This is a genomic window from Ensifer sp. EB106-03-01-XG145, assembly GCF_058792075.1.
The window spans coordinates 223,178-249,868 of sequence record NZ_JBYTEC010000006.1 but is presented as its reverse complement, the minus strand read 5'-3'; the positions used below and the strand labels follow the sequence as shown (position 1 = coordinate 249,868).

At 62.4% G+C, this 26,691-nt stretch carries 29 protein-coding genes; 20 read left to right on the top strand and 9 right to left on the bottom strand.

Going from position 1 to position 26,691, the window contains the following annotated elements; translation table 11 throughout:
* Positions 1-2: 2 nt before the first annotated feature.
* The 5 genes from AC3WWH_RS17355 (at position 3) to hmuQ (ending at position 2,729) form a co-directional block, all read left to right on the top strand.
* Entirely contained in the window at positions 3-440 is a 438-nt protein-coding gene (locus AC3WWH_RS17355) for a hypothetical protein (RefSeq protein WP_058320790.1), read from the top strand.
* Between the two features lie 62 nt (positions 441-502).
* Positions 503-1,417: a cell envelope integrity protein TolA gene (tolA, locus tag AC3WWH_RS17350; RefSeq protein WP_058320791.1), complete on the top strand. Its 915-nt coding sequence runs from the start codon at positions 503-505 to the stop codon at positions 1,415-1,417.
* A gap of 209 nt (positions 1,418-1,626) precedes the next feature.
* Positions 1,627-2,040: a DUF2325 domain-containing protein gene (locus AC3WWH_RS17345; RefSeq protein ID WP_057249078.1), complete on the top strand. Its 414-nt coding sequence runs from the start codon at positions 1,627-1,629 to the stop codon at positions 2,038-2,040.
* A 28-nt stretch (positions 2,041-2,068) separates the two neighbouring features.
* The gene (locus tag AC3WWH_RS17340; protein ID WP_057249079.1) at positions 2,069-2,335 is read left to right on the top strand and encodes a hypothetical protein; all 267 of its coding nucleotides are present in this window, start codon (positions 2,069-2,071) and stop codon (positions 2,333-2,335) included.
* Positions 2,336-2,414: 79 nt separating this feature from the next.
* Positions 2,415-2,729, top strand: coding sequence for a heme-degrading protein HmuQ (gene hmuQ, locus AC3WWH_RS17335; protein ID WP_057249080.1), 315 nt, complete (start codon positions 2,415-2,417; stop codon positions 2,727-2,729).
* 94 nt (positions 2,730-2,823) lie between these two features.
* Here the strand turns inward: hmuQ and AC3WWH_RS17330 are convergent, their stop codons facing one another.
* Together AC3WWH_RS17330 and AC3WWH_RS17325 are read right to left on the bottom strand one after the other, a co-directional pair.
* Positions 2,824-3,192: a DUF423 domain-containing protein gene (locus AC3WWH_RS17330; protein WP_058320792.1), complete on the bottom strand. Its 369-nt coding sequence runs from the start codon at positions 3,190-3,192 to the stop codon at positions 2,824-2,826.
* A 5-nt stretch (positions 3,193-3,197) separates the two neighbouring features.
* On the bottom strand, positions 3,198-3,590 hold the full coding sequence (locus AC3WWH_RS17325; protein WP_057249082.1) for a globin domain-containing protein: 393 nt from the start codon (positions 3,588-3,590) through the stop codon (positions 3,198-3,200).
* 140 nt (positions 3,591-3,730) lie between these two features.
* Here AC3WWH_RS17325 and AC3WWH_RS17320 point away from each other — a divergent pair, with 140 nt between their 5' ends.
* Together AC3WWH_RS17320 and AC3WWH_RS17315 are read left to right on the top strand one after the other, a co-directional pair.
* Complete coding sequence (locus AC3WWH_RS17320) at positions 3,731-4,291, top strand: TetR/AcrR family transcriptional regulator (RefSeq protein ID WP_058320793.1); 561 nt, start codon at positions 3,731-3,733, stop codon at positions 4,289-4,291.
* A 17-nt stretch (positions 4,292-4,308) separates the two neighbouring features.
* Positions 4,309-4,650, top strand: a complete 342-nt coding sequence (locus AC3WWH_RS17315) for a DMT family transporter (RefSeq protein ID WP_058320832.1) — start codon at positions 4,309-4,311, stop codon at positions 4,648-4,650.
* Between the two features lie 19 nt (positions 4,651-4,669).
* Here the strand turns inward: AC3WWH_RS17315 and AC3WWH_RS17310 are convergent, their stop codons facing one another.
* On the bottom strand, positions 4,670-5,692 hold the full coding sequence (locus AC3WWH_RS17310; RefSeq protein WP_058320794.1) for a substrate-binding domain-containing protein: 1,023 nt from the start codon (positions 5,690-5,692) through the stop codon (positions 4,670-4,672).
* 362 nt (positions 5,693-6,054) lie between these two features.
* Between AC3WWH_RS17310 and AC3WWH_RS17305 the strand changes: the two genes are divergently transcribed.
* From AC3WWH_RS17305 to AC3WWH_RS17280, 6 genes are all read left to right on the top strand, one after another.
* The gene (locus tag AC3WWH_RS17305) at positions 6,055-7,317 is read left to right on the top strand and encodes an ABC transporter substrate-binding protein (RefSeq protein ID WP_058320795.1); all 1,263 of its coding nucleotides are present in this window, start codon (positions 6,055-6,057) and stop codon (positions 7,315-7,317) included.
* A 209-nt stretch (positions 7,318-7,526) separates the two neighbouring features.
* A complete protein-coding gene (locus tag AC3WWH_RS17300; protein WP_058320796.1) occupies positions 7,527-8,510 on the top strand; it encodes a carbohydrate ABC transporter permease in 984 nt (327 codons plus the stop codon).
* Complete coding sequence (locus tag AC3WWH_RS17295; RefSeq protein ID WP_058320797.1) at positions 8,510-9,340, top strand: carbohydrate ABC transporter permease; 831 nt, start codon at positions 8,510-8,512, stop codon at positions 9,338-9,340. The genes AC3WWH_RS17300 and AC3WWH_RS17295 overlap by 1 nt, the downstream gene beginning before the upstream one ends.
* Before the next feature lie 11 nt (positions 9,341-9,351).
* A complete protein-coding gene (locus tag AC3WWH_RS17290; RefSeq protein WP_057249088.1) occupies positions 9,352-10,380 on the top strand; it encodes an ABC transporter ATP-binding protein in 1,029 nt (342 codons plus the stop codon).
* 94 nt (positions 10,381-10,474) lie between these two features.
* A complete protein-coding gene (locus AC3WWH_RS17285) occupies positions 10,475-11,266 on the top strand; it encodes a ThuA domain-containing protein (RefSeq protein ID WP_492377121.1) in 792 nt (263 codons plus the stop codon).
* Between the two features lie 5 nt (positions 11,267-11,271).
* Positions 11,272-12,315, top strand: a complete 1,044-nt coding sequence (locus AC3WWH_RS17280) for a Gfo/Idh/MocA family protein (RefSeq protein ID WP_057249133.1) — start codon at positions 11,272-11,274, stop codon at positions 12,313-12,315.
* On the opposite strand, the gene AC3WWH_RS17275 is transcribed toward AC3WWH_RS17280, so the two are convergent.
* Complete coding sequence (locus AC3WWH_RS17275; protein ID WP_373419813.1) at positions 12,312-13,586, bottom strand: alpha/beta hydrolase; 1,275 nt, start codon at positions 13,584-13,586, stop codon at positions 12,312-12,314. The genes AC3WWH_RS17280 and AC3WWH_RS17275 overlap by 4 nt on opposite strands.
* 346 nt (positions 13,587-13,932) lie before the next feature.
* Between AC3WWH_RS17275 and AC3WWH_RS17270 the strand changes: the two genes are divergently transcribed.
* From AC3WWH_RS17270 to AC3WWH_RS17245, 6 genes are read left to right on the top strand one after another with little or no spacing between them, the layout of a single operon-like run.
* A complete protein-coding gene (locus AC3WWH_RS17270; RefSeq protein ID WP_057249089.1) occupies positions 13,933-14,988 on the top strand; it encodes a dipeptidase in 1,056 nt (351 codons plus the stop codon).
* Positions 14,989-15,036: 48 nt separating this feature from the next.
* Complete coding sequence (locus AC3WWH_RS17265; protein ID WP_058320799.1) at positions 15,037-16,677, top strand: ABC transporter substrate-binding protein; 1,641 nt, start codon at positions 15,037-15,039, stop codon at positions 16,675-16,677.
* A gap of 42 nt (positions 16,678-16,719) precedes the next feature.
* On the top strand, positions 16,720-17,781 hold the full coding sequence (locus AC3WWH_RS17260; RefSeq protein ID WP_058320800.1) for an ABC transporter permease: 1,062 nt from the start codon (positions 16,720-16,722) through the stop codon (positions 17,779-17,781).
* Positions 17,778-18,722 carry a nickel transporter permease gene (nikC, locus tag AC3WWH_RS17255; protein WP_058320801.1) on the top strand — a complete coding sequence of 315 codons (945 nt, stop codon included), beginning with the start codon at positions 17,778-17,780 and terminating at the stop codon, positions 18,720-18,722. The genes AC3WWH_RS17260 and nikC overlap by 4 nt, the downstream gene beginning before the upstream one ends.
* Positions 18,719-19,552 carry an ABC transporter ATP-binding protein gene (locus AC3WWH_RS17250; protein WP_058320802.1) on the top strand — a complete coding sequence of 278 codons (834 nt, stop codon included), beginning with the start codon at positions 18,719-18,721 and terminating at the stop codon, positions 19,550-19,552. Before nikC ends, AC3WWH_RS17250 begins: the two co-directional genes overlap by 4 nt.
* Positions 19,549-20,316 (top strand): ABC transporter ATP-binding protein, encoded by a 768-nt coding sequence (locus AC3WWH_RS17245; protein WP_058320803.1) that lies wholly within the window; start codon positions 19,549-19,551, stop codon positions 20,314-20,316. The genes AC3WWH_RS17250 and AC3WWH_RS17245 overlap by 4 nt, the downstream gene beginning before the upstream one ends.
* 181 nt (positions 20,317-20,497) lie before the next feature.
* Here the strand turns inward: AC3WWH_RS17245 and AC3WWH_RS17240 are convergent, their stop codons facing one another.
* The 4 genes from AC3WWH_RS17240 to rfbF form a co-directional block, all read right to left on the bottom strand.
* Positions 20,498-21,235 (bottom strand): hypothetical protein, encoded by a 738-nt coding sequence (locus tag AC3WWH_RS17240; protein ID WP_245299043.1) that lies wholly within the window; start codon positions 21,233-21,235, stop codon positions 20,498-20,500.
* A 179-nt stretch (positions 21,236-21,414) separates the two neighbouring features.
* Complete coding sequence (locus AC3WWH_RS17235) at positions 21,415-22,647, bottom strand: class I SAM-dependent methyltransferase (protein ID WP_058320804.1); 1,233 nt, start codon at positions 22,645-22,647, stop codon at positions 21,415-21,417.
* A gap of 8 nt (positions 22,648-22,655) precedes the next feature.
* Positions 22,656-23,723 (bottom strand): CDP-glucose 4,6-dehydratase, encoded by a 1,068-nt coding sequence (gene rfbG, locus AC3WWH_RS17230; RefSeq protein WP_058320805.1) that lies wholly within the window; start codon positions 23,721-23,723, stop codon positions 22,656-22,658.
* A complete protein-coding gene (gene rfbF / locus AC3WWH_RS17225; RefSeq protein WP_057249097.1) occupies positions 23,720-24,487 on the bottom strand; it encodes a glucose-1-phosphate cytidylyltransferase in 768 nt (255 codons plus the stop codon). Before rfbF ends, rfbG begins: the two co-directional genes overlap by 4 nt.
* A gap of 75 nt (positions 24,488-24,562) precedes the next feature.
* Between rfbF and AC3WWH_RS17220 the strand changes: the two genes are divergently transcribed.
* Positions 24,563-25,555 carry a glycosyltransferase family 2 protein gene (locus AC3WWH_RS17220; protein WP_245299044.1) on the top strand — a complete coding sequence of 331 codons (993 nt, stop codon included), beginning with the start codon at positions 24,563-24,565 and terminating at the stop codon, positions 25,553-25,555.
* Positions 25,556-25,564: 9 nt separating this feature from the next.
* Here the strand turns inward: AC3WWH_RS17220 and AC3WWH_RS17215 are convergent, their stop codons facing one another.
* Entirely contained in the window at positions 25,565-26,677 is a 1,113-nt protein-coding gene (locus tag AC3WWH_RS17215) for a DegT/DnrJ/EryC1/StrS family aminotransferase (protein ID WP_058320807.1), read from the bottom strand.
* Between the last annotated feature and the right edge of the window lie 14 nt (positions 26,678-26,691).

Genomic DNA, 26,691 nt, shown 5'->3' with positions numbered 1-26,691 from the left:
ATATGAAGTTTTCCAGCCTTCCAGTTGTTTCCGCTGCTCTTGCGGCCCTTATCGCTGCGGGCAGTGTCAACGCCCAGGAGGCTGTGCCCACCGCCGGGCTGACGATCGAGTTGAACGACGTTGCGCCGTCGCAGAAGGGTTGCAAGCTCACCTTCGTCGCCGGCAACGCGCTTGCGCAGTCGCTGAGCAAGGTTTCCTTCGAGTTCGTGATCTTCGACCAGAAGGGCCTCGTCGAGCGCATGGCCGTGCTTGACTTCCGCGATCTGCCCGCCGGCAAGACCAAGGTTCGCCAGTTTGATCTCCCCGGCACCAACTGCGATGCGGTGAAGAGCCTGTTGATCAATGATGCGCCGGCCTGCGTCGGCAACGGCGTGCAGCCCGGCGCCTGCATGAGCGGGATCAAGACCGGCTCGAAATCGGCGGTGGAACTCAAGGGCTAAGTGAGGCCGCTCCTTCGGAGCGTGAAGTTTGCGCCGCCCGGTGCGGCGAAGGTAAGGCTGTAATGAAGCGTATCGTCATCTGGGCTGGGGCCGCCATCATCTCGCTTGCAACGCATGGCGTCGTGCTTGCTACCTTGTTTGGCCCAGGGCCGCCGGAAAAAGAGCATGCCCTCATGCTCGGCGGAGAGGCGACCGAGGTCGCGATCCTTGGCGATGCCTTTGAAGAGTCGCTACAATCCGGCGATCCTGCGGAGATCGTCGAGCCGACCGAGGACGTTCCGGATGAGGTCAAGCCGGAGGAGATATCGCCCGTCGAAGATCTCACGTCGACAACTCAGGAAATCGTTGCCAAACAGCCGCATGATCTGACCGCGACCGAGGCAGACGTGATTTTGCCGGCTGAAGAGATGCCGACCCTTCAGGTCGCCGAGGCCGTCGTGACGGCGAGTGTTGCGCCGGTCGAAACCGTGGTGCCTGAAGAAAAGCCCGAGATCGAAGAGCCCAAGAAGGAGAAGGTTGAAAAGCCGGAACCGAAGAAGGAGCCGGTCAAGAAGAAGAAAGTGACCCGCAAGAAGACGGGTGACAAGGGCGAGCAGGCGCAGAACCAGGTCAAGGGCAAGCAGGACGGCCAGGAAAACGGCAGTTTCGCAGCCGCGACCGGCAATAGCCGCGCATCCGAGGTCGGCAATGCCAATATGGAAAATTATGACGGCAAGGTCCGCAGGAAGATCATGCGGAGATTCAAGGTGCCGTCTTCGGCAAGGCGCGAAGGCGTTTCCGGCACGGCGACCGTCCGCTTCACATTGACCGCCAACGGTGAATTGACGCGGGTAAACGTCGCCGGCAGCTCAGGTTCTCCCGCCATCGACGACGCAGCCGTCGATGCCGTGCGCAATGCGGCGCCGTTCCCGGCCTTTCCTGCCGGGGGGCCGAGCTCCAAATCCTTCATCGTTCCGATGGTTGCCAGCGTCCGCTGAGGCGGGCGCCGTTCCGTATGCTCATTTGTGCGGGCCGGGATTTGGTTGAAAAAATATGATGAAAAAACTCATGTTTATACTTTACTCCGTTTATCAAGTTTAATAGGTTGCGCTCGTCACGCAGCCTAAGGGTGTGTGTCGAGATGATGTCCCGATGCGACCGGCTGCCTGTGAAGGCCCTTGTCGCACGATCAGGCGGAGAGGATTGCATGCGCGGCAAGCGTCACCAGAATGCGGCGAAGAATGGCAAGGGTCGTTCGGGTTCAGAACCGACCGAAGCCCGCCAGGAGGCCGGCAAGGCAACGCTCGAAGGGCGCAGTTTTCTCTATGTCGGCGGCCGCGATTGTCAGGTGGCGCACTTACGCGAAATCGCCAGCTCGTTTGGCGCCGAGCTGCTTCACCATGATGGCGGCCTGCGCGAAGCCGTTTCCCGTATCGACCGGGTGCTGCCGTCGGTCGACTGCGTCTTCTGCCCGATAGACTGCATCAGCCATGACGCGTGTCTTCGCGTGAAGACCGGCTGCAAGAAGTGGGGCAAGGCCTTCGTGCCGCTGCGCAACGGCTCGAAATCGAGCCTGGAGCGGGCACTTCAGGACCTCACCGCCAGCCGCGACGAGCGGTAACCCTCCCAAGACAAGACGAGAGTTTGCAATGAACGAAGAACGTCCTGACCTGTGCATGATGATCGGTCTGCACAAGCTGGCGGCGCAGCATGGCGATGGCCTGGTGCCTGAACTCTACGAGATCCTGACGCGCCGCGCGCGCATGCTGGACGACGCCAACGTCGCCGAGTTTCCAACCTGGCAGACGCGCCCGCCGGTTCGCGACCCTCTCGGTCTTGCAGAGCCGAAGGAAGGAACTATTCTCGCCTTTCCGCGGGCTGCAAACGATGCCGCCCGCAAGAGGGAAAGCGCCTAAGAGCAGCTCCAGGAAAAGTGCGAAGCGGTTTTCCGTCCGGAATTATGCAGTAGTTCAAAGGTCGCTGTAGGAGAGCATGATGTTCGTAGCCATGAATCGTTTCCGTATCGCCATCGGCCATGAAGAGGCCTTCGAGGCCGTGTGGAAAGGGCGCGATTCCAGCCTGTCTGAGATGCCCGGTTTCGTTTCCTTCCACCTGCTGCGCGGCGACAGCGTGCCGGAGGAGGGCTACACACTCTTCGTTTCGAATTCGGTCTGGAAGGACAGGGATTCGTTTTCAGCCTGGACGAAGTCGGAGAATTTTCGCGCGGCGCACAGGAATGCCGGCGAGAACAAGGCGATGTATCTCGGTCCGCCGAAGTTCGAAGGTTTTTCGGCAGTCGAAGGCGCCTGATCAGGCGGCCTCGCGCGCGATCTGCCGCGTAATGTTTTGATTTTACATGCCATTTACCTCCCAAATGGGTCCATTCGGGAGGTGAATTTTTTTCTCAGGCTGTCTTTCGCGGCAGGAAGGCGCCGAGGGAAACGGCAAGCCAGCCCGCCATGATCGTCGTGCCGCCGAGCGGAGCGGACATCGGGAACAGGCCGTGACCCGAGATGTGGCGCATGGCGAGATCCGCCGAGAACAGCGCCGTTCCAACTGCAATCAGCAAGGCCGCGGCGGCCGCCGTGCGAAAGCTCGGCCAGGCTGCGTAGAGCGCGATCAAGGCCGGGGCATGCGCCAGGCACATCGCGGAAATGCCGGCGAGCAATCTTGGATCGTCGCCGTGCGAAGCGGCGGCCGCGCTGACAACGCCGGTCAGGCCCATCAAACCGGCAACAAAAAGCGTCGTTGCGCGAAATCCGCTGTGCGACATCACGGCTATTCCTTGTTCTGCATATGAAGGGCGAGGCGGGTGATCGGGTCGAGAATGATCTGCCTCAGCTTCGGATGGGCGATCGCTTCTTCAAGCGCTCGGGTAAAGCAGAGCAGCCATTCGTCACGCTCCTCGGGGCCGATCTCAGCGACGAAATGGCGGCGGCGCAGCATCGGATGGCCGCGCTTCTCGACATAAATAGGCGGTCCGCCAAGCCAGCCGGTCAGGTACTCGTAGAATTTCTCTTCACTGCCCGAAAGGTCGGGCGGATGCACGGCGCGGCATCGTGCCGCTTCCGGCAGCGTGTCCATCAACTCGTAGAAGCGGCGGGTCAGCGCGCGAACTGTCGGGTCGCCGCCGATCGCTTCGTAGAGGGTCGTGGTTTCCGTTTCCGCCATGCTCGCGTCCTTCATTCCCTGCGGTCCTAGCGTGCGGCGACGGGGCGGACAACGATTTTCAGAGCACCGGTTTGCGGCGTTTCATCGCGGTCGACCAAGTTCCCTCTTGACAAACCGTCCAGACGGTATCTTTATGGAGCATGACCGAAGCTCATCGTCGCAAGAAACAGCCGGAACAGGTGCGCCAGCAATTGTTGGAGGTTGCCGCACGCCTTTCGCATGAGCAAGGCGTTGCGGGCATCACGCTCGACGCCGTGTCGCAGGCGGCGGGCGTCAGCAAGGGTGGGCTGCTGCACCACTTCCCGAACAAGCTCGCTTTGCTCGACGGCCTGTTCGACGACCTGGTGACGCGGTTCGATCGTGAGATCGAGGCGGCGATGGCGCACGATCCGGTGGCGAAGGGGCGCTTTACCCGTGCCTATATCGACGTCTGCTTCGCGCTCGACCCGGCGACCGACGTACCGGGCTGGCGCATGCTGACGATCGCCCTCATTGCCGAGCCGCATCTGAAGAGCCGCTGGCGCGACTGGGTCCGCCGGCGATCAACGGAGTTCGCAGAAACGGACGCCTCGACCGGCTGCGTGCTTGCCCGCTTTGCCTGCGACGGCGTCTGGCTGGCGGATCTGATGCAGAGCCACGATCTCGATGCGGCGGCGCGGGTCGGCCTTGTTGAAAACCTCAAAGCGCTTTCGGCGCAGTAACCCGGATGGAGTCCGTCATGAACCCCGCCATGCTCTACACCGTCCTGGTTGCAGCGATCGTCTTTGAAGTGCTCGGCACCTCGGCGATGCAGGCGGCCCAGCACTTCACCCGGCTGGGGCCGACGGTGATCATGGTCGTCTGCTACGCGATCGCCTTTTTCTTCCTGTCCTATACGCTGCGCTTCATCCCTGTTGGCATCGCCTATGCGGTCTGGAGCGGGCTCGGCATCGTCTTGATTTCGCTCGTCGGTTACTTCGCCTTTGGGCAGAAACTCGACCTGGCGGCGATCCTGGGGCTGGGCCTCATCATATCCGGCGTGGTTGTGCTCAACCTGTTCTCCAAGTCCACCTTCCATTGAGGCGGTCGGCGGCCAGTCCTCAGGCGCCCTCTGGCGGGGGTGCGGTCGATTCCCGCAGGATCAGTTCCACCGGCCAGAGTTCGTGAACCTCTTCGGTCGGCCTGCCCGAGAGAAGCTGCAGCACGAGATCGGCCGAGCGTGCGCCGGCCGCGCGCATCGAAGAGCGCGTCGCCGAGAGCGACGGCACCATGTTTTCCGCCGTCAGGTAGGGGAACACGTCATCATGGGCGATGACCGAGACTTCGCGACCGATTTCCAGGCCTATGGACCGCGCCGCCCGATAGATGCCGAGGGCCGTCATCATCGAGCCTGCGACGAAGGCCGTCGGCCGCGGCGTTTGTTCCAGGAAGGAGCGTGCGAAGCGGAAGCCGAGTTCGTCGGTGAAGTTGCCGTGGGCAACGAGGCGCGGATCGAACGGGAGCCCGCGCGCCTGGAGCGCGTCGCGGTAGCCCTTGTCGCGGTGAAGCGAGAAGGTGCGTCCTTGCCGGCCGTTGATCATGGCGATGCGGCGATGGCCGAGATCGATGAGATGCGAGGTCGCGCGGCGGATGGCGCCCTCATTGTCGATATCGAGCCACGCATGCGGCACGTCGATATCGGATCGACCGTGGACGAGAAAGGGCATGCCGAGCTTGTGCAGGAGGGCGATGCGTTCGTCGTTCGGCTCGGGAGAATGCACGATCACGGCGTCGACGCGGCCGCTGACGGCGAGCCGGCTGTAAAGCTGGATTTCGCCCGTAGGGTTCTTGTCATCCATCGGGCTGACGAGGATGTCGATGTCCTCGGTGCCGAGCCGCTCGGCCAGGCCGCCCATGAATTCGGAGAAATGGAATTCGCCGGAGCGCCCCATGACGACGCCGATCGCACCGGCGCGACCGGTAGCGAGCCTCACGGCATTGATGTTCGGACGATAGCCAAGGCGAGTTGCCTCTTCGGCCACGCGCTTGCGCGTCTTTTCGCTGACCTCGGGATAGCCGCTCAGCGCTCGGCTGACGGTGGTCGGCGAAAGGCCCAGTTGTTGTGCGAACTCCCTCAGTTTCATTCGGTATGCGTTTCCTCAGCCTAGCCCGGTCCCAGAAGTATACACCTTCGTTGCCGGTAACAATCGGTTTGTCGCGTGCATGCAGCGCCTCGAACCACGATGGAATTTTACCAAACCGTTTTAAATTAATGCAGTTCCCCTTTGATTTTATGGGTTGTTGTTAGGTGCGGGTGAAATTTCTCCTCATCCGTTATAATATTGAAATTAAATAATTATTTTAAATTATTCACGGCCGAACGACTTTTTCTGATCCATGGATTGACAGTTTTTCCGTCTTCTGCCAACTTTTTTCAATCCAAACCGCTTTCGAATTTGCTGAGGAGCTTTCGTGCGGTGGAGGGGGAACAGGAGGAGTCGACCCAATGACAACCATGCTCAATGCCCTGAGTTTTTGTGCCGCAATCGTTGCAGCCGGAACGGCCAGCGCCGCCGAGCTCTCGCTCGCCGCCAACACGACCGGCAAGAACGTCAATTTCATCCGCGAGCAGCTCGCCATCTTCGAGAAGCAGACGGGGCACAAGGTGAGCCTGGTCACCATGCCGCCGTCGAGCAGCGAGCAGTTCAGCCAGTACCGTCTATGGCTCGCCGCCGGAAACAAGGATGTGGACGTCTACCAGACCGACGTCGTCTGGGCGCCGCAGCTTGCCGACCAGTTCGTCGACTTGACGGAGGCGGCGAAGGATGTCGCCGGACAGCACTTCCCGTCGATCATCGCCTCGCAGACGGTCAACGGCCGTCTCGTGGCCCTGCCTGCTTTCACCGATGCGCCGGCGCTCTTCTATCGCAAAGACCTCCTGGAAAAGTACGGCAAGGCGCCGCCGAAGACCTGGGATGAACTGGCGACGACCGCCAAGGAAATCCAGGAGAAGGAACGTGCCTCCGGCCAGGCCGACCTCTGGGGCTACGTCTTCCAGGGCAACGCCTATGAAGGGCTGACCTGCAATGCGCTCGAATGGATCAAATCGTCCGGCGGCGGCCAGATCGTCGAGCCCGATGGCACGATCTCGATCAACAACGAGAAGGCGGCCGCAGCTATCGACCGCATCAAGGGGTGGGTCGGCACGATTTCGCCGCAGGGCGTGCTCGCCTATCAGGAAGAGGAATCACGCGGCGTCTGGCAGACCGGCAACGCCGTCTTCATGCGCAATTGGCCCTATGCCTATGCGCTCGGCAATGGCGACGACAGCGCGGTGAAAGGCAAGTTTGCCGTGACGCCGCTGCCGACGGCGACCGATGGCGATCAGCCGTCCTCGACGCTCGGCGGCTGGAACGTCGCCGTCTCCAAATATTCCGACGACCAGGAAGCAGCGATCGCGCTTGCCAAATTCCTCTCCTCGGCAGAGGTGCAGAAGCGCCGAGCGATCGAGCTCTCCAATCTGCCGACGATTGCCGCACTCTACGACGACGCGGAGGTCGCCAAGGCCCAGCCGTTCATGCCGGCATGGAAGCCGATCTTCGAGAGCGCCGTGCCGCGCCCGTCGGCGGTCACCAAGGTCAAGTACAACGAGGTTTCGGCCAAGTTCTGGAATGCGGTCCATAACTCGCTCTCCGGCAACGGCACGGCTGCGGAAAACCTGGAACTGCTCGAAGTCGAGCTCACCGAGATGAAGGGCGATAGCTGGTAATCCTCCCGGGGGCGAGGGGAGCGCCTCCGGGCCTTCCCTCGCTCCACCGAGCAATCGCCGACGACGCCCAGCGCTCTGAACAAGTGCTTTGAAAGCAAGCAATTCTGGATGGGAAAACGCTTCACACTTTCCTGGAATTGCCTGGTGGCGTCGTTCCTCTCGGGCCAACCGCTCGGCCGCGCGCCGAATGGCAAGAGTGAGCCAAGACAATGACCGATCTTTCACTCGCAGATCCCCCTTCCGTCCTCGGACAACAGGCAGGGATCCGTTCCGACCTCAACGCCAGCCGCATTCGCTCCGCCTGGATCTTTCTCGCGCCGACCTTGCTGGTGCTCGCGCTCGTCGCCGGGTGGCCGCTCATACGCACCGTCTATTTCAGCTTCACCAACGCGTCGCTGACCAACCTCGAGGGTGCCGAGTTCGTCGGCTTCAAGAATTATCTGAGCTGGATCACGCTGAAGAGCGGGCGCACGGTCTATAACGGGCTGCTTGCCGATCCGGCCTGGTGGAATGCCGTCTGGAACACGCTGAAGTTTTCCGCCGTCTCCGTCACCATCGAGACGGTGCTCGGCCTGATCGTTGCTCTGGTGCTGAACGCCCATTTCCCGGGCCGCGGGCTGGTGCGCGCCGCGATCCTCATTCCCTGGGCAATCCCGACCATCGTTTCCGCCAAGATGTGGGCCTGGATGCTCAACGACCAGTTCGGCATTCTCAACGATCTTTTGCTCGGCCTCGGCCTGATCAGCCAGAAGATCGCCTGGACGGCCAATCCGGAGACCGCGATGGTCGCGGTGCTGATCGTCGACGTCTGGAAGACGACGCCGTTCATGGCGCTGCTCATCCTTGCCGGCCTGCAGATGGTGCCAACGGATATTTACGAGGCGGCCAAGATCGACGGCGTGCATCCGCTGAAGGTCTTCTGGCGGCTGACGCTGCCGTTGATCCGGCCAGCGCTGATGGTCGCCGTGATCTTCCGCATGCTTGATGCGCTGCGCATCTTCGATCTCATTTACGTGCTGACGCCCAACAACGCCCAGACCAAGACGATGTCGGTGCTGGCGCGCGAGAACCTGTTCGACTTCGACAAGTTCGCCTATGGCGCCACCGCCTCGACGATGCTGTTCCTGATCATTGCGGCGATCACCGTCGCCTACATGTGGTTCGGCCGCGTCAATCTTGAGGGAGAGCGCTGATGGTTGCCACCCTTGCCAAGCGCACGGCGTTCTACGCCCTTGTCGCTGCCATCATCATCATGGCCGTGTTCCCGTTCTACTACGCGGTGCTGACGAGCTTCAAATCCGGAACGGCATTGTTCCGGGTCGATTACTGGCCGACGGAAATATCCTTCGACAACTATGCAGGTATCGTCACGAGCAGCGGCTTCCTGCGCAACCTTGCCAATTCGCTGATGGTTGCGACTGTTGTCGTCGCGGTGTCGCTGCTGCTTGCGGTTACAGCCGCCTATGCCTTGGCGCGGGTGCGGTTCCGCGGCCGCGGACTTCTGCTCCTGACGATCCTGTCGGTGTCGATGTTTCCGCAGATTGCGGTGCTTGCCGGCCTGTTCGAGTTGATCCGCGCCGTCGGCATCTTCAACACCCCCCTGGCGCTGATCTTTTCCTACATGATCTTCACGCTGCCCTTCACCGTCTGGGTGCTGACCACCTTCATGCGCGATCTGCCGGTCGAGATCGAGGAGGCGGCGATCGTCGATGGTGCGACGCCCTGGGTGATCATCACGCGCGTGTTCATGCCGCTGATGTGGCCGGCACTGGTGACGACGGGGCTGCTCGCCTTCATCGCCGCTTGGAACGAGTTCCTGTTCGCGCTGACCTTCACGTCATCAGACAGCCAGCGCACCGTGCCGGTCGCGATCGCGCTGTTGTCCGGCAGCAGTGAGTACGAAGTCCCTTGGGGCAACATCATGGCCGCATCGATCATCGTCACCGTGCCACTGGTTATCCTCGTGCTGATCTTTCAGCGGCGGATCATATCCGGGCTCACGGCCGGCGGCGTCAAAGGATAAAGGGAAAAAACATGGCAGAGCTTCAATTGCGCAACATCCGCAAGTCCTTCGGTGCCTTCGAGGTGATCAAGGGCGTCAGCATGGATATCCGGGCCGGCGAGTTCATGGTCTTCGTCGGACCTTCCGGCTGCGGCAAGTCCACGCTGCTGCGCCTGATCGCCGGGCTTGAAGACATCTCTTCGGGCACGCTTTCCTTCGACGGACAGGTGGTCAATCAGTTGACGCCGTCCAAGCGCGGCATCGCGATGGTGTTTCAGTCCTATGCGCTTTACCCGCATATGACCGTCTTCGAGAACATGTCCTTCGGCATGCAACTCGCCGGCAAGGATAAGGAGCAGTGCAGGAAACGCGTCGAGGCGGCAGCGGAGATGCTGCAACTGACCCCCTATCTCCAGCGGCTGCCGCGGCAGCTCTCGGGTGGCCAGCGCCAGCGCGTCGCCATCGGTCGTGCGATCGTACGCGATCCCAAGGTCTTTCTCTTCGACGAGCCGCTCTCCAATCTCGATGCAGCGCTTAGGGTTGCGACCCGGATCGAGATCGCGAAACTGCATCGCAGCATGCACAACACGACGATGATCTATGTCACCCACGACCAGGTCGAGGCGATGACACTGGCTGATCGCATTTGCGTGCTACGAGATGGCCGGGTCGAACAGATTGGCACGCCGCTCGAACTCTACGAGAGCCCGAACTCGGTCTTCGTCGCCGGCTTCATCGGTTCGCCGAAGATGAACTTTCTCTCTGGTGCTCTTGCTGCTCCCTATGACGCCCACACGATCGGCATCAGGGCCGAGCATCTGGAGATCAGGTCGGGCGACGGCAGGTGGTCAGGGACGGTGGTGCACTCCGAGATGCTGGGATCCGACAGTTATATCTATCTCGACATCGGTGCCGCGGAACCGGTCATCGTCCGGGAAGGCGGCACCTCGCACCACCAGCCGGGAGACACAGTGCAGATCTCGCCGGTCGGCGACAACATTCACCGCTTCGATGCGGCGGGGCTGGCTTTGGGTCGTGCGCCCATGAGAGGGGCTGCCTGAAAGCTCAGGCGAACCTGGAGCTTCGGGGTCGCCAATTCCTGGCGACCCCATCAATCGCAGGACGACATGCCCGTGAGGGCAAACGCTAAGGAGAATGAACGTGCCTATCAGAACAGTTGTTTGGGGCGAGAATGTCCACGAGCAGACCAACGAGGTGGTCCGCAGCATCTATCCGAACGGGATGCACAACACGATCGCGGCGGCGCTGAACACGGAAAGCGCGATCGAGGCGACGACGGCGACGCTGCAGGAGCCGGAGCATGGTTTGAGTGTCGAGCGCCTTGCCAATACCGATGTGCTTCTGTGGTGGGGTCACAAGGACCACGGCGCCGTCAGCGACGAAATCGTCGAGCGGGTCGCCAAGCGCGTCTGGGAAGGCATGGGTCTGATCGTGCTGCATTCCGGCCACTTCTCCAAGATCTTCAAGCGCCTGATGGGAACGCCCTGCGCACTGAAGTGGCGCGAGGCAGGCGAACGCGAGCGCGTCTGGGCGATCAACCCGCGCCATCCGATCGCCGAGGGGCTTGACGAGAACTTCGTACTTGAGAACGAGGAGATGTATGGCGAGCAGTTCTCGGTGCCCGAGCCGCTCGAAACCGTGTTCATCTCCTGGTTTGCCGGCGGCGAAGTGTTCCGTTCGGGGCTCACCTGGCGCCGTGGCGCCGGCAACATCTTCTATTTCCGCCCCGGTCATGAGACCTACCCGACCTATCACGACGCCAATGTCCAGAAGGTGCTGCGCAATTCGGTGAAGTGGGCCTACAACGCCGATAACCGCTACACGGCGATCCACGATGCGCCGAACGTGCCGGTCGAAAAGGCGCTGGAGCCGATCGTCGAGCGTGGCCCCCGGCTGCACCAGGCCGGCGAAGCAGGATACAGGTGAGCATCATGCGTCTTCTTGTAGTTGGAACCGGCGGCATGGCGAACAGCCATGCCCAGGCCTTTGCCAAAATCGAAGGCGTCGAGATGGTCGGCGCGGTCGATGTCGACCCCAAGCGTGCGCGTGCCTTTGCCGACAAGCACGGCATTGCCGAGACCTTCACCTCGCTCGACGAGGCGATCGCTTGGGGCAAGTTCGATGCGGCGACGAACGTGACGCCCGACAAGGCGCACCACCCGACGACGCTAGCATTGCTTGCCGCCGGCAAGCACGTGCTTTGCGAAAAGCCGCTTGCGGAAAACTACGCCAAGGCGGCGGAGATGGCGGACGCGGCCGAGCGTTCCGGCCTGGTGACGATGGTGAACCTCACCTATCGCAATGTCGCGCCGCTGCAGAAGGCACGGGCGATGGTGCTCGCAGGTGATGTCGGCCAGTTGCGGCATCTGGAGGCGTCCTATCTGCAGAGCTGGCTCGTCTCCAAGGCCTGGGGCGACTGGGCAACGGAATCGCAATGGCTGTGGCGACTTTCGACCAAGCACGGCTCGAACGGCGTGCTCGGCGATGTCGGCATCCACATTCTCGACTTCGCCGGCTACGGCGCCGGCACCGACGCGTCGCGGGTTTTCGCCCGTCTGAAGACCTTCGACAAGGCACCTGATAACCGCATCGGCGAGTATGATCTCGATGCCAATGACAGCTTCGTCATGACGGCGGAGTTCGGCAACGGCGCCATGGGCGTCGTCCATGCCAGCCGATGGGCGACCGGGCACTTGAACGAGCTCAGGCTCAGGCTGCACGGCGACAAGGGTGCGCTCGAAGTGGTGCACACGCCCGATGGCTCGACGCTCCGGGCCTGCCTCGGCACTGACGTTGAAACCGCGACTTGGCGCGATGTCGACGCGGGTACGGTTCTGACCAACTATGAGCGCTTCGTTGCGGCAGTCCGCGAGGGCAAGACCGAAGAGCCCGGGTTTCGTCACGCGGCGAACCTGCAGAAGGTGCTCGACCTCGCGATGGTGACGGAAGCCGAGCGGCGCGAGCTGCCCGTCTAACGTGAGTGACGGTCGGGGGAGCTGCTTTTGGCAGCTTCACCGCCCTCCGGCGGTACCCAAGGGGTCACTGCCGAGCCGACGGTGTTTTCCATCGATTGACCCAGACGGCGCAGCTGCGCGTCGTAGTTCTTGCGGGTGTTGGGATCGAAGATCATGATCGGCGTCGAGACCGCGAGACTTGCGGCACTGCCGACGGTCTGCGTTGCGCCGAGCGTGACGGCGCCCAGACGTTCGCCGAGCCCGACATCGGAATCGGTCACGGTCTGGCCGGCGATCAGCCGGTTGCCAAGCAGGCGCACGACTTCCGGGCTTTCGGCGAACTTGCCATGGTTCAGCTTGTCGCCGCCCTTCAGCGCCGTCAGATCGATGACGCTGATACCTGCCTGTTCGAGTTGTGTGCTATAGGGCTCGGCGGTCGGATCGATCTGGCCAAGACGGTCGACATTGCCGGAAATGCGCCTGGAGAGCGTCAGCGCCCGGTCGTCGCGCGACACGAACAGCGTGAATTTCGGGCGCTTGTCGCCCATGGCGCGGATCTGCTGGCCGAAGACGTCGACGTCGAGATCGGGCGAGGCCAGGATGACGTCGGTGATCTTGGGCGCGATGCGTCCGTCGCGGATCGCCATCTGGCGCAGAGCTTCGACCGTCACCCATGAGCCCATCGAATGGGCCATGACGGTGATTTCGCCGACCTGAGGATTGCTCGACGCACGCCGAAGCAGTTCCTCCAGCGCGTCACGCGAATAGTTGGTGCTTTCCTTGTCGTAATTGTAGTCGAAGATGCTGGCCCGCGAGGGCCAGGTGAAGATGACGGGGGCGACGTCCGTGCCGCTATCGTGGACGATCTGGGCAAAGCGGTAGACCGCGTCCTCGTAGCGGTTGTTGAAACCGTGAACGAAGATCAGCACGCGCCGGCTCTTCGGCAGGTTACCCTTCAGCCAGCTTTGGACGTCGTTGCCCTCACGCAATGGCGTGACGCTGACCGTGGAGAAGTCGCGCTCCGGATTGGCCGGAAGCTTCTTCGGCCATTGCACCTGGCCGACTTGCCGGTTTTTCTCCGGCGGAATTGAAACGACGATTTCCGTCAGGGAAAGCTGGTCCGACCGTTCGCCGCTGAAAAGCACGCCCGGTTCCGCCGTGGGCGCGCGCGTTGTCGCGACCATCAGGTCGACCTGGGAGGCGCCACCCGTCGTGCCCGAAGGAACGAGCACGCCGACCGGCCGGCCGGCACAGGCCGCAAGGGTTACGGCGAGGAGGAGCGTGGCGGCGATGCGGCTCCAATGCCCTTGCGAACCTGCGAGTGAAAACGGACGCAGCAACCAAACCCCCAGTACCGCATCATGCGGTGCGACATCCCTGCGAGCGGGACCGAGCCAATTCCTTGCATTAGAAACGCCAGATTTTCATCCCTTGATCGGCATTGCACACCTGTCGCCGCTGTGTTTGACGGCGAGATTGCGACAATCATGCAACATTTCGCTACAGGCAGCCCTGGGTAAAACCCCCTGATATTCATTGAAAAGGCTTTGGCCTTTCACTAGCATCGCCACAACCTTTCCCCGGACGCGGCCGTAGGTGCTCCGTTCGATCTCCCTGAAATGATGAAGGAATTCAGGAATGCAGGCGGTTTTCGATGGCCATAACGACGTGCTTCTGCGCCTGTGGCAGAACGCCCGAAAGGGGGCTGACCCGGTCCGCGAATTCGTCGACGGTATCGGCGAGGGCCACATCGACGCGCCGCGCGCCAAAGCGGGCGGCCTCATCGGCGGCATTTCGGCGATCTACGTGCCCTCGGGCGATCTGGTCCTGCAGCCGCCGGATGAAAACGGCCATTACGAAACGCCGCTCTCCGCGCCCCTCGAACACTTGCCGTCGCTGGCGATCGCCATCGAGCTCGCCGACATCGCCGTTCGCCTCGACCGGGCAGGGGCCTGGAAGCTTTGCCGCTCGACCGCCGAAATCCGCGGAGCGGTCGAGAAAGGTGTCTTCGCCTCGGTGCTCCACATGGAAGGCTGCGAGGCGATTGGTGCGGATCTGTCGGCGCTCGAAACCTTCTATGCCGCCGGCCTGCGCTCGCTTGGGCCGGTCTGGAGCCGCCACAACGTCTTCGGCCATGGCGTGCCGTTCTCCTATCCGAAGTCGCCGGACACAGCGCCGGGGCTGACGGATGCGGGTTTCGAACTCGTGCGTGCCTGCAACCGGCTGGGCATCCTGATCGACCTCGCCCACATCACAGAGCAGGGCTTCTGGGACGTCGCGAAAACCACGGACCAGCCGCTGGTTGCCAGCCATTCGAACGCGCATGCGCTGACGCCGGTTGCGCGCAACCTGACGGACAAGCAGCTGGACGCCATCCGCGAAAGCAAGGGGCTCGTCGGGCTCAACTATGCGACAACGATGCTGCGCGCAGACGGCCAGGAAAATGCCGCGACGCCGCTTTCCGACATGGTTCGCCATGTCGACTACATGGTCGAGCGCATGGGCATCGAATGCGTGGCGCTCGGATCGGATTTCGATGGCGCAACGATCCCCGTGGGGATCGCTGACGCAGCCGGTAACCATGCGCTCGTTACTGCGTTGAGAGGCGCCGGATATGGTGACGCCGAACTGGCAAAGATATGCCGGGAGAACTGGTGGAGAGTTCTGGGGCAGGCTTGGCACGAGGCCGCCTGAACCCATGAAGAAGGGCCCAAAAGGGCGCAAACGAGGGAACTGCAAAAAATGATGCACAAGCTCAATGGACGTCTTCGTCTTCTGACCGCTTCTGCGGCGCTTGCCATGGTGATGGCCGCGACCGCACCGGCCTTTGCCGAAACGCCGAAGGACACGCTGGTCGAAGCCTTTGCGATCGACGACGTCATCTCCATGGATCCGGGCGAAGCCTTCGAGCTGACCGCGGCCGAAATCACCGGCAACACCTACAGCATGCTGGTGCGCCTCGACATCAACGACACAACCAAGGTCGTCGGCGACCTCGCCGACAGCTGGACCGTGTCCGATGACGGCCTGACCTATACGTTCAAGCTGAAGTCCGGCCTTAAGTTCGCCTCCGGCAACCCGGTAACCGCCGAGGACGTCGCCTGGTCGTTCGAGCGCGCCGTCAAGCTCGACAAGAGCCCCGCCTTTATCCTCACCCAGTTTGGCCTCAACGGCGACAACGTGACGGAAAAGGCCAAGGCTACCGACGAGACGACCTTCGTCTTTACCGTCGACCAGCCCTATGCTCCGAGCTTTGTTCTGAATTGCCTGACGGCGACCGTGGGCGCAGTCCTCGACAAGAAACTCGTTCTCGAACACGTCAAAGCGGTCACGCCGAGCGACGACTTCAAGTACGACAACGACTTCGGCAACGAATGGCTGAAGACCGGCTACGCCGGCTCCGGTCCGTTCAAGCTGCGCGAGTGGCGCGCCAACGAGGTTATCGTGCTCGAGCGCAACGACAACTACTATGGCGAACAGGCCAAGCTCGCCCGCGTCATCTATCGCCACATGAAGGAAAGCTCGGGCCAGCGCCTGGCGCTCGAAGCGGGCGATATCGACGTCGCACGCAACCTCGAGCCGGGCGATTACGACGCCGTTTCGAAGAACGCCGACCTCGCCACGACGAATGCGCCGAAGGGCACGGTCTACTACATCAGCCTCAACCAGAAGAACGCCAACCTCGCCAAGCCTGAAGTGCGTGAAGCCTTCAAGTATCTGGTCGACTATGATGCGATCGGCTCGACGCTCATCAAGGGCATCGGCGAGATCCACCAGAGCTTCCTGCCGAAGGGCGTTCTGGGTGCCCTCGACGAGAACCCCTACAAGCTCGACGTCGCCAAGGCGAAGGAACTGCTGACGAAGGCCGGCCTTGCCGACGGCTTCACCGTCACCATGGACGTTCGCAACGGCCAGCCGGTCACCGGTATTGCCGAATCCTTCCAGCAGACGCTCGGCCAGGCCGGGGTGAAGCTCGAAATCATCCCGGGCGACGGCAAGCAGACGCTGACGAAGTATCGTGCTCGTAACCACGACATGTATATCGGCCAGTGGGGCATGGACTATTTCGATCCGAACTCCAACGCTGAAACCTTCACCAGCAACCCTGACAATTCCGACGAAGGCAAGAACAAGACGCTTGCCTGGCGCAATGCCTGGGACGTTCCGGAGCTGACGAAGAAGACCAAGGACGCCCTGCTTGAGCGCGACAGCGCCAAGCGTGCCGAGACCTACAAGGAACTGCAGAAGACCGTTCTGGGCGAAAGCCCGTTCGTCATCATCTTCCAGCAGACCGAAGTCGCCGGCTACCGCGGCAACGTCAAGGGCCTGAAGCTCGGTCCGAGCTTCGACACCAACTTCGTCGCCGGCATCACCAAAGAATAAGCCGTCTCGAAGGAATAAACCGAAAGGATCGTTCCCTTGAGCATGAGCGCAACAGGGACAGTGGGCGGGCGCAAACGCGCCCGTCCCGGTAAGATCGTGGCAGCGGTGCTGCGCTTTCTTGTCGTTGTCGTCACCACCTATCTCGGCCTTCTGGCCGTCACCTTCTTCATCGGCCGGGTGATCCCGATCGACCCGGTTCTGGCCGTCCTCGGCGACCGGGCGCCGACGCACGTCGTCGAAAGGACGCGCGAGGCGATGGGGCTGAACCTGCCCCTCTACCAACAATTCTTCATCTATGTCCGCCAGGCGCTGACCGGCGATTTCGGCGTTTCGGTGCTGACCACGAACCCCGTCATGACCGACATCCGCCGCGTCTTCCCGGCGACCATGGAGCTCGCGACGCTCGGCACGCTCATCGGCGCCCTGTTCGGCGTTCCGCTCGGCGTACTTGCGGCCGTCAAGCGCGGCAGCATTGCCGACCAGATCGTGCGCGTCATCGGCCTCGTCGGCTATTCCGTGCCGATCTTCTGGCTGGCGCTGCTGTCGCTGCTGGTGTTCTACGCGCGGCTGAAGTGGGTCGCCTATCCCGGCCGTATCGATATCGTTTTCGAGTACACGTTCACGCCGATCACAGGCTTCTACCTGTTCGACGCGCTCTGGCAGCGGCAGTGGGACGTGCTCTGGGATGTGTTCCGCCACATCATCCTGCCGGCCTCGCTGCTCGGCTACTTCTCGCTCGCCTATATCAGCCGCATGACGCGCAGCTTCATGCTCAATGAGCTGCAGCAGGAATATATCGTCGCCGCGCGCGCCAAGGGCCTGTCGGAGACCCGCATCATCTGGGGACATGCGCTGCGAAACGCAGCCGTGCCGCTCGTGACCGTCATCGCGCTTTCCTATGCCGGCCTGCTTGAGGGCTCGGTGCTGACGGAAACCGTCTTCGCCTGGCCGGGCCTTGGCCTCTACATCACCAACTCGCTGCAGAATGCCGACATGAACGCCGTCCTTGGTGGCACCATCGTCATCGGTTCGGTCTTCATCGGCATCAATCTTTTGTCCGATCTTCTCTACCGGACGCTCGACCCGAGGACGCGCCAGCGATGAGCACCGTTACCGAAACACGTCCCCCGACACGCCCGATGACGCGGCGCGAATGGCTGCTGTCCGATCGCCCGCAGTCGCGCACCCAGGCCCGTCTCGGCCGCGCCTACATGACCTGGCAGCGCTTTGCCGCCAACAGGCTTGCCGTTCTAGGCCTCATCATCCTGCTGGCGCTGGTCTTCGTTGCGGCCTTCGCCGATGTCCTGGCGCCGCACTCGCCCTATATCGGCGATCTTGCCAACGCCCGGCTGCAGCCACCAGGAAGCCCCGGCTACCTGCTCGGCACCGACGATCTCGGTCGCGACATCCTTTCGCGGCTGATCCATGGTTCGCGGCTGACGCTTGCCGTCGTGCTGCTGGTCGCTGTTATTGCAGCGCCGATCGGCCTGATCGTCGGCGCGGTCGCCGGCTATGCCGGTGGCTGGGTCGATGCGGTGCTGATGCGCATCACCGATATCTTCCTTGCCTTCCCGAAGCTGGTGCTGGCGCTCGCCTTCGTCGCGGCGCTCGGACCGGGGATCGAAAACGCTGTCATCGCGATCGCGATCACCTCCTGGCCGCCCTATGCACGCATTGCCCGCGCCGAGACGCTGACGGTTCGCAACTCGGACTATATCTCGGCGGTGCAGCTCATGGGCGCGTCGCCGATCCGCATCGTCTTCCGGCACGTGATGCCGATGTGCATGTCGTCGCTGATCGTGCGCGTCACGCTCGACATGGCCGGCATCATTCTGACGGCCGCTGGCCTCGGCTTCCTCGGCCTCGGTGCCCAGCCGCCTTTGCCGGAGTGGGGTGCGATGATCGCCTCGGGCCGCCGCTTCATCCTTGATCAGTGGTGGCTTGCAACCATGCCCGGCATTGCGATCCTGATCGTCAGCCTCGGCTTCAACCTGCTCGGCGACGGCCTGCGCGACGCGCTCGATCCCCGGGAGAGCGGCCAATGAGTACGCTTCTGACGGTAGAAGACCTGAAGGTCTCGTTCCCGACCCGTACCGGCCTCATCGAGGCGGTGCGTGGCGTCTCCTTTACACTGGGCCGCGAACGCCTCGGCATCGTCGGCGAAAGCGGCTCCGGCAAGTCGCAGACGGGCCGGGCGATCATGGGGTTGACGCCGGGCTATGCGCAGGTGACGGCCAAGCAACTGTCCTTCGACGGTATCGATTTGCTCTCCGCATCGCCAAAGGTCCGTCGGGACCTCCGGGGCAAGCGCATCGCGATGATCCTGCAGGACCCGAAATATTCGCTGAACCCGGTCATGAGCATCGGCCGGCAGATCGTCGAGACGCTCAGGCAGCATGAGAGTGTCAGCCGCGGCGAAGCCCGGGAGCGGGCGCTCGACATGCTGGCGGCCGTGCAGATCCGCGATCCGAAGCGCGTCTACGATCTCTATCCGCACGAGGTGTCGGGCGGCATGGGGCAGCGGGCGATGATCGCCATGATGCTGGTTGCGGGGCCGGAACTGCTGATCGCCGACGAACCGACATCGGCGCTCGACGTGACGGTGCAGCTCGAAGTGCTTGGTATCCTCGACAAGCTGGTTGCCGAGCGCGGCATGGGCCTGATTTTCGTCTCGCACGATCTCAGGCTCGTCTCGTCCTTCTGTGACCGGGTGATCGTCATGTATGCCGGCAGGATCGTCGAGGAACTGGCGGCGTCCGAGCTCGCCAATGCCAAGCATCCCTATACGCAAGGCTTGCTGAACTGCATGCCGGCGATCGGCTCCGATCGCCATCCTCTGCCGGTTCTCGACCGCAAGCCGGAGTGGGCTCAATGACGTCAGCTGTTTCCGTTTCGAACCTCACCGTCACCTATGACGAGTTCAAGGCGCTGAACGACGTCAGCGTCGAGATTGCGCCGGGCGAATCTTTCGGCCTCGTCGGCGAGTCCGGATCGGGCAAGTCGACGCTGCTCCGGGCAATCGCCGGTCTTGCGCCGGTCACGGGCGGCACCATCCGGGTCCATGATCGTGTGCTCAAGGGGGCCAAGCGCGACAAGGCCTTCTATCGCGCCGTGCAGATGGTGTTCCAGGATCCCTACGGCTCGCTGCACCCGCGCCAGACGATCGACCGGCAACTGCTTGAGCCTTTGGCGATCCACGGCGTGACGGACGGCGAACGCCGCATCCTCAAGGCGCTCGACGAAGTCGGCCTCGGGTCGGGGTTCCGCTTCCGCTATCCGCATCAGCTTTCTGGTGGGCAGCGCCAGCGTATCGCCATTGCCCGGGCGCTGATCCTCGAGCCCTCGATCCTGCTTCTCGACGAACCGACGTCGGCGCTCGACGCTTCGGTGCAGGCAGAGGTCCTGAACCTGCTGGAGCAGGTCAGGCGCGACCGCAAGCTCACCTTCATCATGGTCAGCCATGACCTCGGCGTCGTCACCCATATGTGCGACCGGCTGGCGGTCATGCAGGGCGGGCGCGTCGTCGAGTACCTGTCTTCCGGCGATCTCGTCGCCGGGCGCATCGGCGAGGACTATACGCGCAGCCTGATGGTGGCGAGCAAGGGGTTCCAGCGCAAGGACGCTGCCGCGACCGCGTGACGGCACCAGCGCAAGCGGGACGAGCGTCCCGCTTGCGTAACCCTTGATAGGGGGAACCGCGCCCTACAGCGCCGCGCGTCTTATCAGACGCGCAAAGGTCGCTGTAGCACTTTTAAGTGCTGCATGTTTTTGTCCTTTAATCGGGTACGATTGAAGGAAACATGCAGTAGAGCCGGCACGTTTACGCGCTTTGCCGCCAGTTCGAGGCCGAGTCGGTGATCACCTTCCGGATGCGGCGCTGTTCGCGCCATTCCCGTCCGATGTCCTTGATGACCGGGCGGGCCTCAGGCGAGAAGATGTAGTTCCGGCACCGGGCGACGTAGGTTTCCATTGCCGGATTTACGCCGGAATAGAACTGCTTCTCGGGGTCACGAGAAAAATCCATCAGCCCGGCGCAATGGCGCGCAAAGCCGCCGCGAAGGATGGAGGGAGACGTTGTGAATTTCGGGAAGGTGCGAAACAGCGGGATCCTGATCCCGAGGAAACGCGCATACTCGTTTCGCCGGTGGAAGTGACCCTTGCGGCGGATATCCCAGTTCTGGTCCGCCGTATGGAATGACACCTGGGTGATCGCCGGATCGGCAAAGGGTGCCAGCAATTCCTCTCCCATGTCCCTCAGCACGATCCAGTCGTCCTCAAGATGGAAGACCCAGTCGGCGCTGGTCGCCGACCAGAGTGGCGCGACAGCCGCGCAGAAGCTGGGGTTCTCTGGCTGGAAGACGATGCCGTCGGGGAAGTGGCTGCGGAAGATCTCGACGCAAGCGCTGTGATCCTCGGGCGATCCGAAGATCGGATCAAGGTTGAGATAGGCGCCGCGCAGCTTGAGCGTGAGAAAGATCTTGTCCCGGAAGCTGGCCAGGGTCTGGGCAAGCAGGTCCGGTCGCCGGGTGGCGACAAGGCATAGGTCAATAGTGGACATTGCACCTCCTTAGGGTGCTAATTTGCAACTGTTGGAACCCACGCCATCGCCGAATTTCAATCTGAACACGTCAAATTTGGGGCAGACCAACCCCAGGCGATATACATTATGGATTTTCGCTGCTTCGTGTGCGGTCCGGGCGGAAGTATGTCCACATTTTCTCCGCCCGGCGCCGGGAATCAGAAGATTTTCAGCTCCGGAATTGCAACGACGAACTGTCCGTCCCAGTCGCGGATTGCGGCATTGTCCGCAACGATTTCCGTGGTCAGGTTCCACGGCAGGATGACGAGATAATCGGGCTTCGCAACCTGCAGGTGGGCCGGTGCGTGCACCGGGATATGGGTGCCCGGTAACAGCTTGCCCTGCTTCAGATCGTTGCGGTCGACCGCGAAGGCAATGTCGCCCGGCTTCACGCCGCAGACATTGAGGAAGGTGTTTCCCTTGGCGGCGGCGCCATAGGCGGCCACCGTCTTGCCTTCGGCCTTGGCACGCGCCAGGAACTCCTGAAACCCTTTGCAGACGGCGGCGATCCGGTCGTCGAAGGCAGCATAGGTTTCCATCCGCATCAGGCCGGCAGCGGCTTCCTTCTCGCGGACGGCCGCGAGCCTTTCGGTCGCTTCGCGCGCACCGGAGGCAAGTTGAGCAAAAACACGCAGCGAACCGCCGTGGGTCGTGAGTTCCTCGACGTCGAAGACCTTCAGGCCAGCGTTTTCGAAGATGCGCTCGACGGCGGCCAGCGACAGATAGGAATAATGCTCGTGGTAGATCGTGTCGAACTGCACGCCTTCCATGAGGCGCAGCAGATGCGGGAACTCGAACGTCGCCACGCCGTCAGGCTTCAACAGGATGGCGAAGCCGCCGACGAAATCCGCGATATCGGGCACATGCGCCAGCACGTTGTTGGCGGCCGTCAGGTCGGCGCGGATGCCGCGATTGACGAGCGCCGTCGCGGTTTCGCGGCCGAAGAAGGCCACCTCGGTTGGAACGTTGCGGTCTTCGGCGATCCGTGCCGCATTGGCGGCGGGCTCGACACCGAGCACGGGCACGCCCTTGGCGACGAAATATTGCAGCAGGTAGCCGTCATTCGAGGCGATCTCAACGACCTGCGACGCGTTCCCGAGTCCGAAGCGCTCGGTCATGGTCTCGGCGTAGCGGCGGGCGTGCTCCAGCCAACTGGTCGAGAACGACGAGAGATAGGCGTAGCCGTCGGTGAAGATCTCGTCGGCCGGCACGGTCTCCGTCGTCTGCACCAGCAGGCATTCGGAGCAGACCATGGCCTTCAGCGGAAACGAACGTTCGCGCGCGATCGCTTCCTCTGTCGGCTCCAGGAACGAATTCGACCAGGGCGTCGATCCCAGGTCGGCGACGACGGTCGTGAGCGGCGTCGAACAGAAACGGCAGTTGTAGGGCATCGAAGTCGTTAGCCTCTCATGAAAGCGTCGATTTGGCCGAGCGTCAGGTCGCGGGCGGAGCCACCGCGACGCCAGCCGTCATACCAGTGCGCGGTCCAGGCGATCGCCTGATCCTGCGAGAGCCGCGCGGTCCAGGACAAGGCCTTCAGCGCAAGCGCGGGGTCGAGGCCGAGCGCCTGCATCTCGCGCGGCCGATCCTCAGACGAGCGGTCGCGCCATTCCGTCGGCAGACCCATGGCGATCTGGATTGCGCCGGCGACATCGCGCACGGGGATCTGCCGTTCTGCGGGGGAGGGGCCGAAATTCAGTGCTGCAACATCGGTTTGGCCCTCGTGCAGCGCTTCGGCATAGACGAAGTAACCGTTGAGGCAATCGAGCACGTGCTGCCAGGGCCGGGTCGCCATGGGGCTGCGGATATCGAGCATCTCGCCCGAGAGTGCAGCTCGGACGATATCGGGGACCAGTCGGTCGACGGAGAAGTCCCCACCGCCCAGCACATTGCCGCCGCGGGCGGTCGCGACCCGGATGCCGCGCTCGCGCAGGAACGAATCCCGCCAGGTCGAAACGACCAATTCGCAGGCCGCCTTCGAGCCGGAATAGGGGTCATGGCCGCCAAGCACGGCCTCTTCCGGAAAATGCCGGCCGCTTTCGTCGTTGCGGTAGACCTTGTCGGTGGTCACCACGACAATCGTCTTGACCGCGGGCGCCGTGCGCGCGGCTTCCAGCAGCCGCACCGTGCCCATAACGTTGACATCGAAGGTCTCGGCCGGCGTCCGGTAGCTTTCGCGTACCAGCGGCTGGGCCGCCATATGCAGGATGATTTCCGGATCGAACTGTCGGATGGCCGTCGCGAGCGTTTCGCCGTCGCGGATATCGCTCAGATGTTCGCCTGCGGTTTCGCCTGGCCCGAGCAGGGCGTGCAGAGACGGCTCAGCGGCAGGCGGCAAGGCATAGCCGGCAACGCGGGCGCCCATCTGCGCCAGCCAGAGCCGCGCCCAGCTTCCCTTGAAGCCGGTATGGCCCGTCAGAAGCACGCGCTTGCCGGCCCAGAAGGCGGGGTTGGCAAGCCGGCTCATGACCAGACTTTCCAGGGCGCCGAACCGTGTTGCCAGAGTTCTTCGAGCTGGTTCTTGTCGCGCAGCGTGTCCATCGGTCGCCAGAAACCGTCATGCGGGAAGGCCATCAACTGGCCATCGCTGGCCAGGCCTTCGAGCGGCGTGGTTTCGAACGAGGTGTGGTCGCCCTCGATGCGGTCGAGCACGGACCGGTTGAGGACGAAGAAGCCGCCATTGATGCGATTGTTGTCGCCGGCGGGCTTCTCGATGAAACTCTGAACCCGCCCGTCGCTGACGGCGAGCGCGCCGTAACGTCCCGGCGGAACCACGCTGGTCACGGTCGCTTCGCGGCCGTGACTGCGATGGAAATCGGTAAGCGCCTTGATGTTCACGTCGGCAACGCCATCGCCGTAGGTGAGGCAGAAAGTATCGCCCAGGTGATCGGCGACGCGCTTCAGGCGCCCGCCGGTCATGGAATCCGTGCCGGTGTCGACCAGCGTCACGCGCCACGGCTCGGCCTTGTTGGAGTGGAACAGCGTCTCGCCGGTCGCCATGTCATAGGTGACGTCGGAAGAGTGCAGGATGTAGTTGGAGAAGTATTCCTTGATCATGTAGCCGCGGTAGCCGAGGCAGATCACGAAATCCGAAAACCCGTAGTGGCTATAGATCTTCATGATGTGCCAGAGGATCGGCCGCCCGCCGATTTCGATCATCGGCTTGGGTCTCAGATGGCTCTCTTCCGAGATGCGCGTGCCGTAACCACCGGCGAGTATGACGACTTTCATGCAGCTACCTCATAGTGGCGCGCGTACGCCGCGCGACGCATTCCTCCCGTTGAGATAACCCATGCTACCTTGCGCGTGGATCGCTCGTGCGATGTTGACAATCCAGGCGATCGAATTATCACAGCCGGAAACGCGACTTTCGGGGCGGACGCGCACGGTTCATTGCACGATTTGCCGGCTCAATCAATTGCCGGGAAGGACACGGAAATGGCGCGGGTGGGTATCGGGCTGCCAACGTATAACGGCGCGGATTTCATCGCTGAGTGCCTCGCCTGCCTTCGGGACCAAACGTTCGAGGATTTTGAGGTCTTCATTTCGGACAATGGATCGACCGACGGCACGTCCGACATCTGTGCCGATTTCGCAAAGACCGACGCACGCTTTCGGCATGTGTTCTACCGGGAGACGGTTTCGGCAACTGAGAACTTCCACAGAGCGCACGCTATGAGCAGCGCTCCTTATTTCTGCTGGCGTGCCGACGATGACCTTGCCGATCCGAACCACATTTCCGGTCTCGTCGCGGCGTTGGACAGGGAGCCGCATGCCTCGCTTGCCGTTTCGCCGGTGTTGAGGATAGTGGAGTTGCCGGAGCGGATCGAGCGACTTTACGGCCTGCCGTCTCAGCTATCGGGGGAGCGAGCGCTACGCATCCGCGACATCCTGCTCGGTTGCCACCCGAGCTGGTTCTACGGCCTATGGCGCCGAGAAGCCACATCCATGGCACTGCGGCGTCTTCCCGACTACGGGTTCGCGTGGGCTGCGGACCATCTCGCGCTGCTGCCTGCGATTTTCGACAATGCAGTCGCCCTGTCACCGGAAGGGCGTTTCATTCAGCGCATCAAGCGCAAGGCCGACTACCACCTGCCGCCGCTCGACATGCTGGAAGCACGCAGGCGCTACAAACGAATTGCACTTGAGATGATTGCAGAACGACAATGGTCGGCCGCCGAACTGAAGGCAATGAAGCGCGCGCTTGAGCTGCACATGGACCGCCGGGTCGCTCCATGGTTCAAGACGCACAAACGGGCGCTCCGACAGAAGCTCCGATCAGTCCTGTCGCTTCGCTGAGTTCGCCCCTCACTGTGCTGCGCAGTCGCGCAATACCTGCACCACCCGCGTGATCTCTTCGGACGTCATGTCGTGATAGCTCGGCAAATTGATCGCCCGGCCGGGAAGGTCATAGGCAACAGTGTTTGCCGGCACGCCCTCGAAGGGGGGCAGCGAACTCAGCGGCCAGAAGAAGACGCGGGCGTCGATGTTTTCGGCGGCGAACGCACCCTGAAGCTTCTCCCGCGTGACGTCGGTTTCTGGCGCGAAGACGACCGTCGGCATCCAGAAGCCGTTCTTCGTGTCTTCCGGTTCCGGATTCATGGAGATGGCGTTCACGCCCGCGAGCTGTTCCCGGTAGGCGTAGAAGATCTCGCGCTTGCGCTCGACCAGTTCGCTGACGCGCTCGATCTGCGCCAGGCCGACGGCCGCCTGAAGGTTCGACATCTTGTACTTGAACCCGACCTCGTCCGGCCAGAACTGTTTCTTTTGTCCGCGTGCCCGGCCGTGATTGGAAAGGGTCAGCACCTTTTCATAGAGCTTGCTGTCGCTGGTGACGAACATGCCGCCTTCGCCCGTCGTCACGGTCTTGGTGCCGTGGAAGGAAAATGCGCCGAAGGCACCGAGCGAACCGGCCTTGCGTCCGCGCCATTCCGATCCGAGTGCTTCGGCTGCGTCTTCGACAATGGGAATGTTGTGCCGCGCGCCGATTTCGAGCAGGCGATCCATGTCGCAGAGATTGCCGTAGATATGCACGGCCATGATCACCTTGGTCTTCGGCGTGATGGCCGCCTCGGCCTTGTCCGGGTCGATGCACCAGCTGTCGGCGAGCACATCGACGAAGACCGGTTTTGCGCCGAGGTGGACGATCGGGGCGGCGGATGCGGTCCAGTTCGTGTCTGCGAGGATGACTTCATCACCCGGCCCGACGCCGAGGGCGGCAAGCCCCATGTGCAGCGCGCCGGTGCAGCTCGATGTCGAAATCGCATGGGTGACATCGAGATGTGCGGCAAAGGCGGACTCGAAGCGATTGATGTAATCGTAGCAGCGCTCGCCCCAGCCGTTCGCGGCTGCATCGGTGGCATAGGCGACTTCGCGTTCGGTGATTGAGGGCTTGGTGTAGAGAATGCGCGGTTTCGTCATGTGGGTCGCCTGTG

Coding starts and splice junctions, on each gene's coding strand:
- AC3WWH_RS17250 (WP_058320802.1), top strand. CDS start 18,719: ATGAGTACGCTTCTGACGGTAGAAGACCTGAAGGTCTCGTTCCCGACC.
- AC3WWH_RS17240 (WP_245299043.1), bottom strand. CDS start 21,235: ATGTCCACTATTGACCTATGCCTTGTCGCCACCCGGCGACCGGACCTG.
- rfbG (WP_058320805.1), bottom strand. CDS start 23,723: ATGAGCCGGCTTGCCAACCCCGCCTTCTGGGCCGGCAAGCGCGTGCTT.
- AC3WWH_RS17325 (WP_057249082.1), bottom strand. CDS start 3,590: ATGGCGGAAACGGAAACCACGACCCTCTACGAAGCGATCGGCGGCGAC.
- rfbF (WP_057249097.1), bottom strand. CDS start 24,487: ATGAAAGTCGTCATACTCGCCGGTGGTTACGGCACGCGCATCTCGGAA.
- AC3WWH_RS17265 (WP_058320799.1), top strand. CDS start 15,037: ATGATGCACAAGCTCAATGGACGTCTTCGTCTTCTGACCGCTTCTGCG.
- AC3WWH_RS17315 (WP_058320832.1), top strand. CDS start 4,309: ATGAACCCCGCCATGCTCTACACCGTCCTGGTTGCAGCGATCGTCTTT.
- tolA (WP_058320791.1), top strand. CDS start 503: ATGAAGCGTATCGTCATCTGGGCTGGGGCCGCCATCATCTCGCTTGCA.
- hmuQ (WP_057249080.1), top strand. CDS start 2,415: ATGTTCGTAGCCATGAATCGTTTCCGTATCGCCATCGGCCATGAAGAG.
- AC3WWH_RS17245 (WP_058320803.1), top strand. CDS start 19,549: ATGACGTCAGCTGTTTCCGTTTCGAACCTCACCGTCACCTATGACGAG.
- AC3WWH_RS17310 (WP_058320794.1), bottom strand. CDS start 5,692: ATGAAACTGAGGGAGTTCGCACAACAACTGGGCCTTTCGCCGACCACC.
- AC3WWH_RS17290 (WP_057249088.1), top strand. CDS start 9,352: ATGGCAGAGCTTCAATTGCGCAACATCCGCAAGTCCTTCGGTGCCTTC.
- AC3WWH_RS17330 (WP_058320792.1), bottom strand. CDS start 3,192: ATGTCGCACAGCGGATTTCGCGCAACGACGCTTTTTGTTGCCGGTTTG.
- nikC (WP_058320801.1), top strand. CDS start 17,778: ATGAGCACCGTTACCGAAACACGTCCCCCGACACGCCCGATGACGCGG.
- AC3WWH_RS17340 (WP_057249079.1), top strand. CDS start 2,069: ATGAACGAAGAACGTCCTGACCTGTGCATGATGATCGGTCTGCACAAG.
- AC3WWH_RS17235 (WP_058320804.1), bottom strand. CDS start 22,647: ATGCCCTACAACTGCCGTTTCTGTTCGACGCCGCTCACGACCGTCGTC.
- AC3WWH_RS17320 (WP_058320793.1), top strand. CDS start 3,731: ATGACCGAAGCTCATCGTCGCAAGAAACAGCCGGAACAGGTGCGCCAG.
- AC3WWH_RS17345 (WP_057249078.1), top strand. CDS start 1,627: ATGCGCGGCAAGCGTCACCAGAATGCGGCGAAGAATGGCAAGGGTCGT.
- AC3WWH_RS17295 (WP_058320797.1), top strand. CDS start 8,510: ATGGTTGCCACCCTTGCCAAGCGCACGGCGTTCTACGCCCTTGTCGCT.
- AC3WWH_RS17260 (WP_058320800.1), top strand. CDS start 16,720: ATGAGCGCAACAGGGACAGTGGGCGGGCGCAAACGCGCCCGTCCCGGT.
- AC3WWH_RS17280 (WP_057249133.1), top strand. CDS start 11,272: ATGCGTCTTCTTGTAGTTGGAACCGGCGGCATGGCGAACAGCCATGCC.
- AC3WWH_RS17305 (WP_058320795.1), top strand. CDS start 6,055: ATGACAACCATGCTCAATGCCCTGAGTTTTTGTGCCGCAATCGTTGCA.
- AC3WWH_RS17285 (WP_492377121.1), top strand. CDS start 10,475: ATGAACGTGCCTATCAGAACAGTTGTTTGGGGCGAGAATGTCCACGAG.
- AC3WWH_RS17355 (WP_058320790.1), top strand. CDS start 3: ATGAAGTTTTCCAGCCTTCCAGTTGTTTCCGCTGCTCTTGCGGCCCTT.
- AC3WWH_RS17270 (WP_057249089.1), top strand. CDS start 13,933: ATGCAGGCGGTTTTCGATGGCCATAACGACGTGCTTCTGCGCCTGTGG.
- AC3WWH_RS17300 (WP_058320796.1), top strand. CDS start 7,527: ATGACCGATCTTTCACTCGCAGATCCCCCTTCCGTCCTCGGACAACAG.
- AC3WWH_RS17215 (WP_058320807.1), bottom strand. CDS start 26,677: ATGACGAAACCGCGCATTCTCTACACCAAGCCCTCAATCACCGAACGC.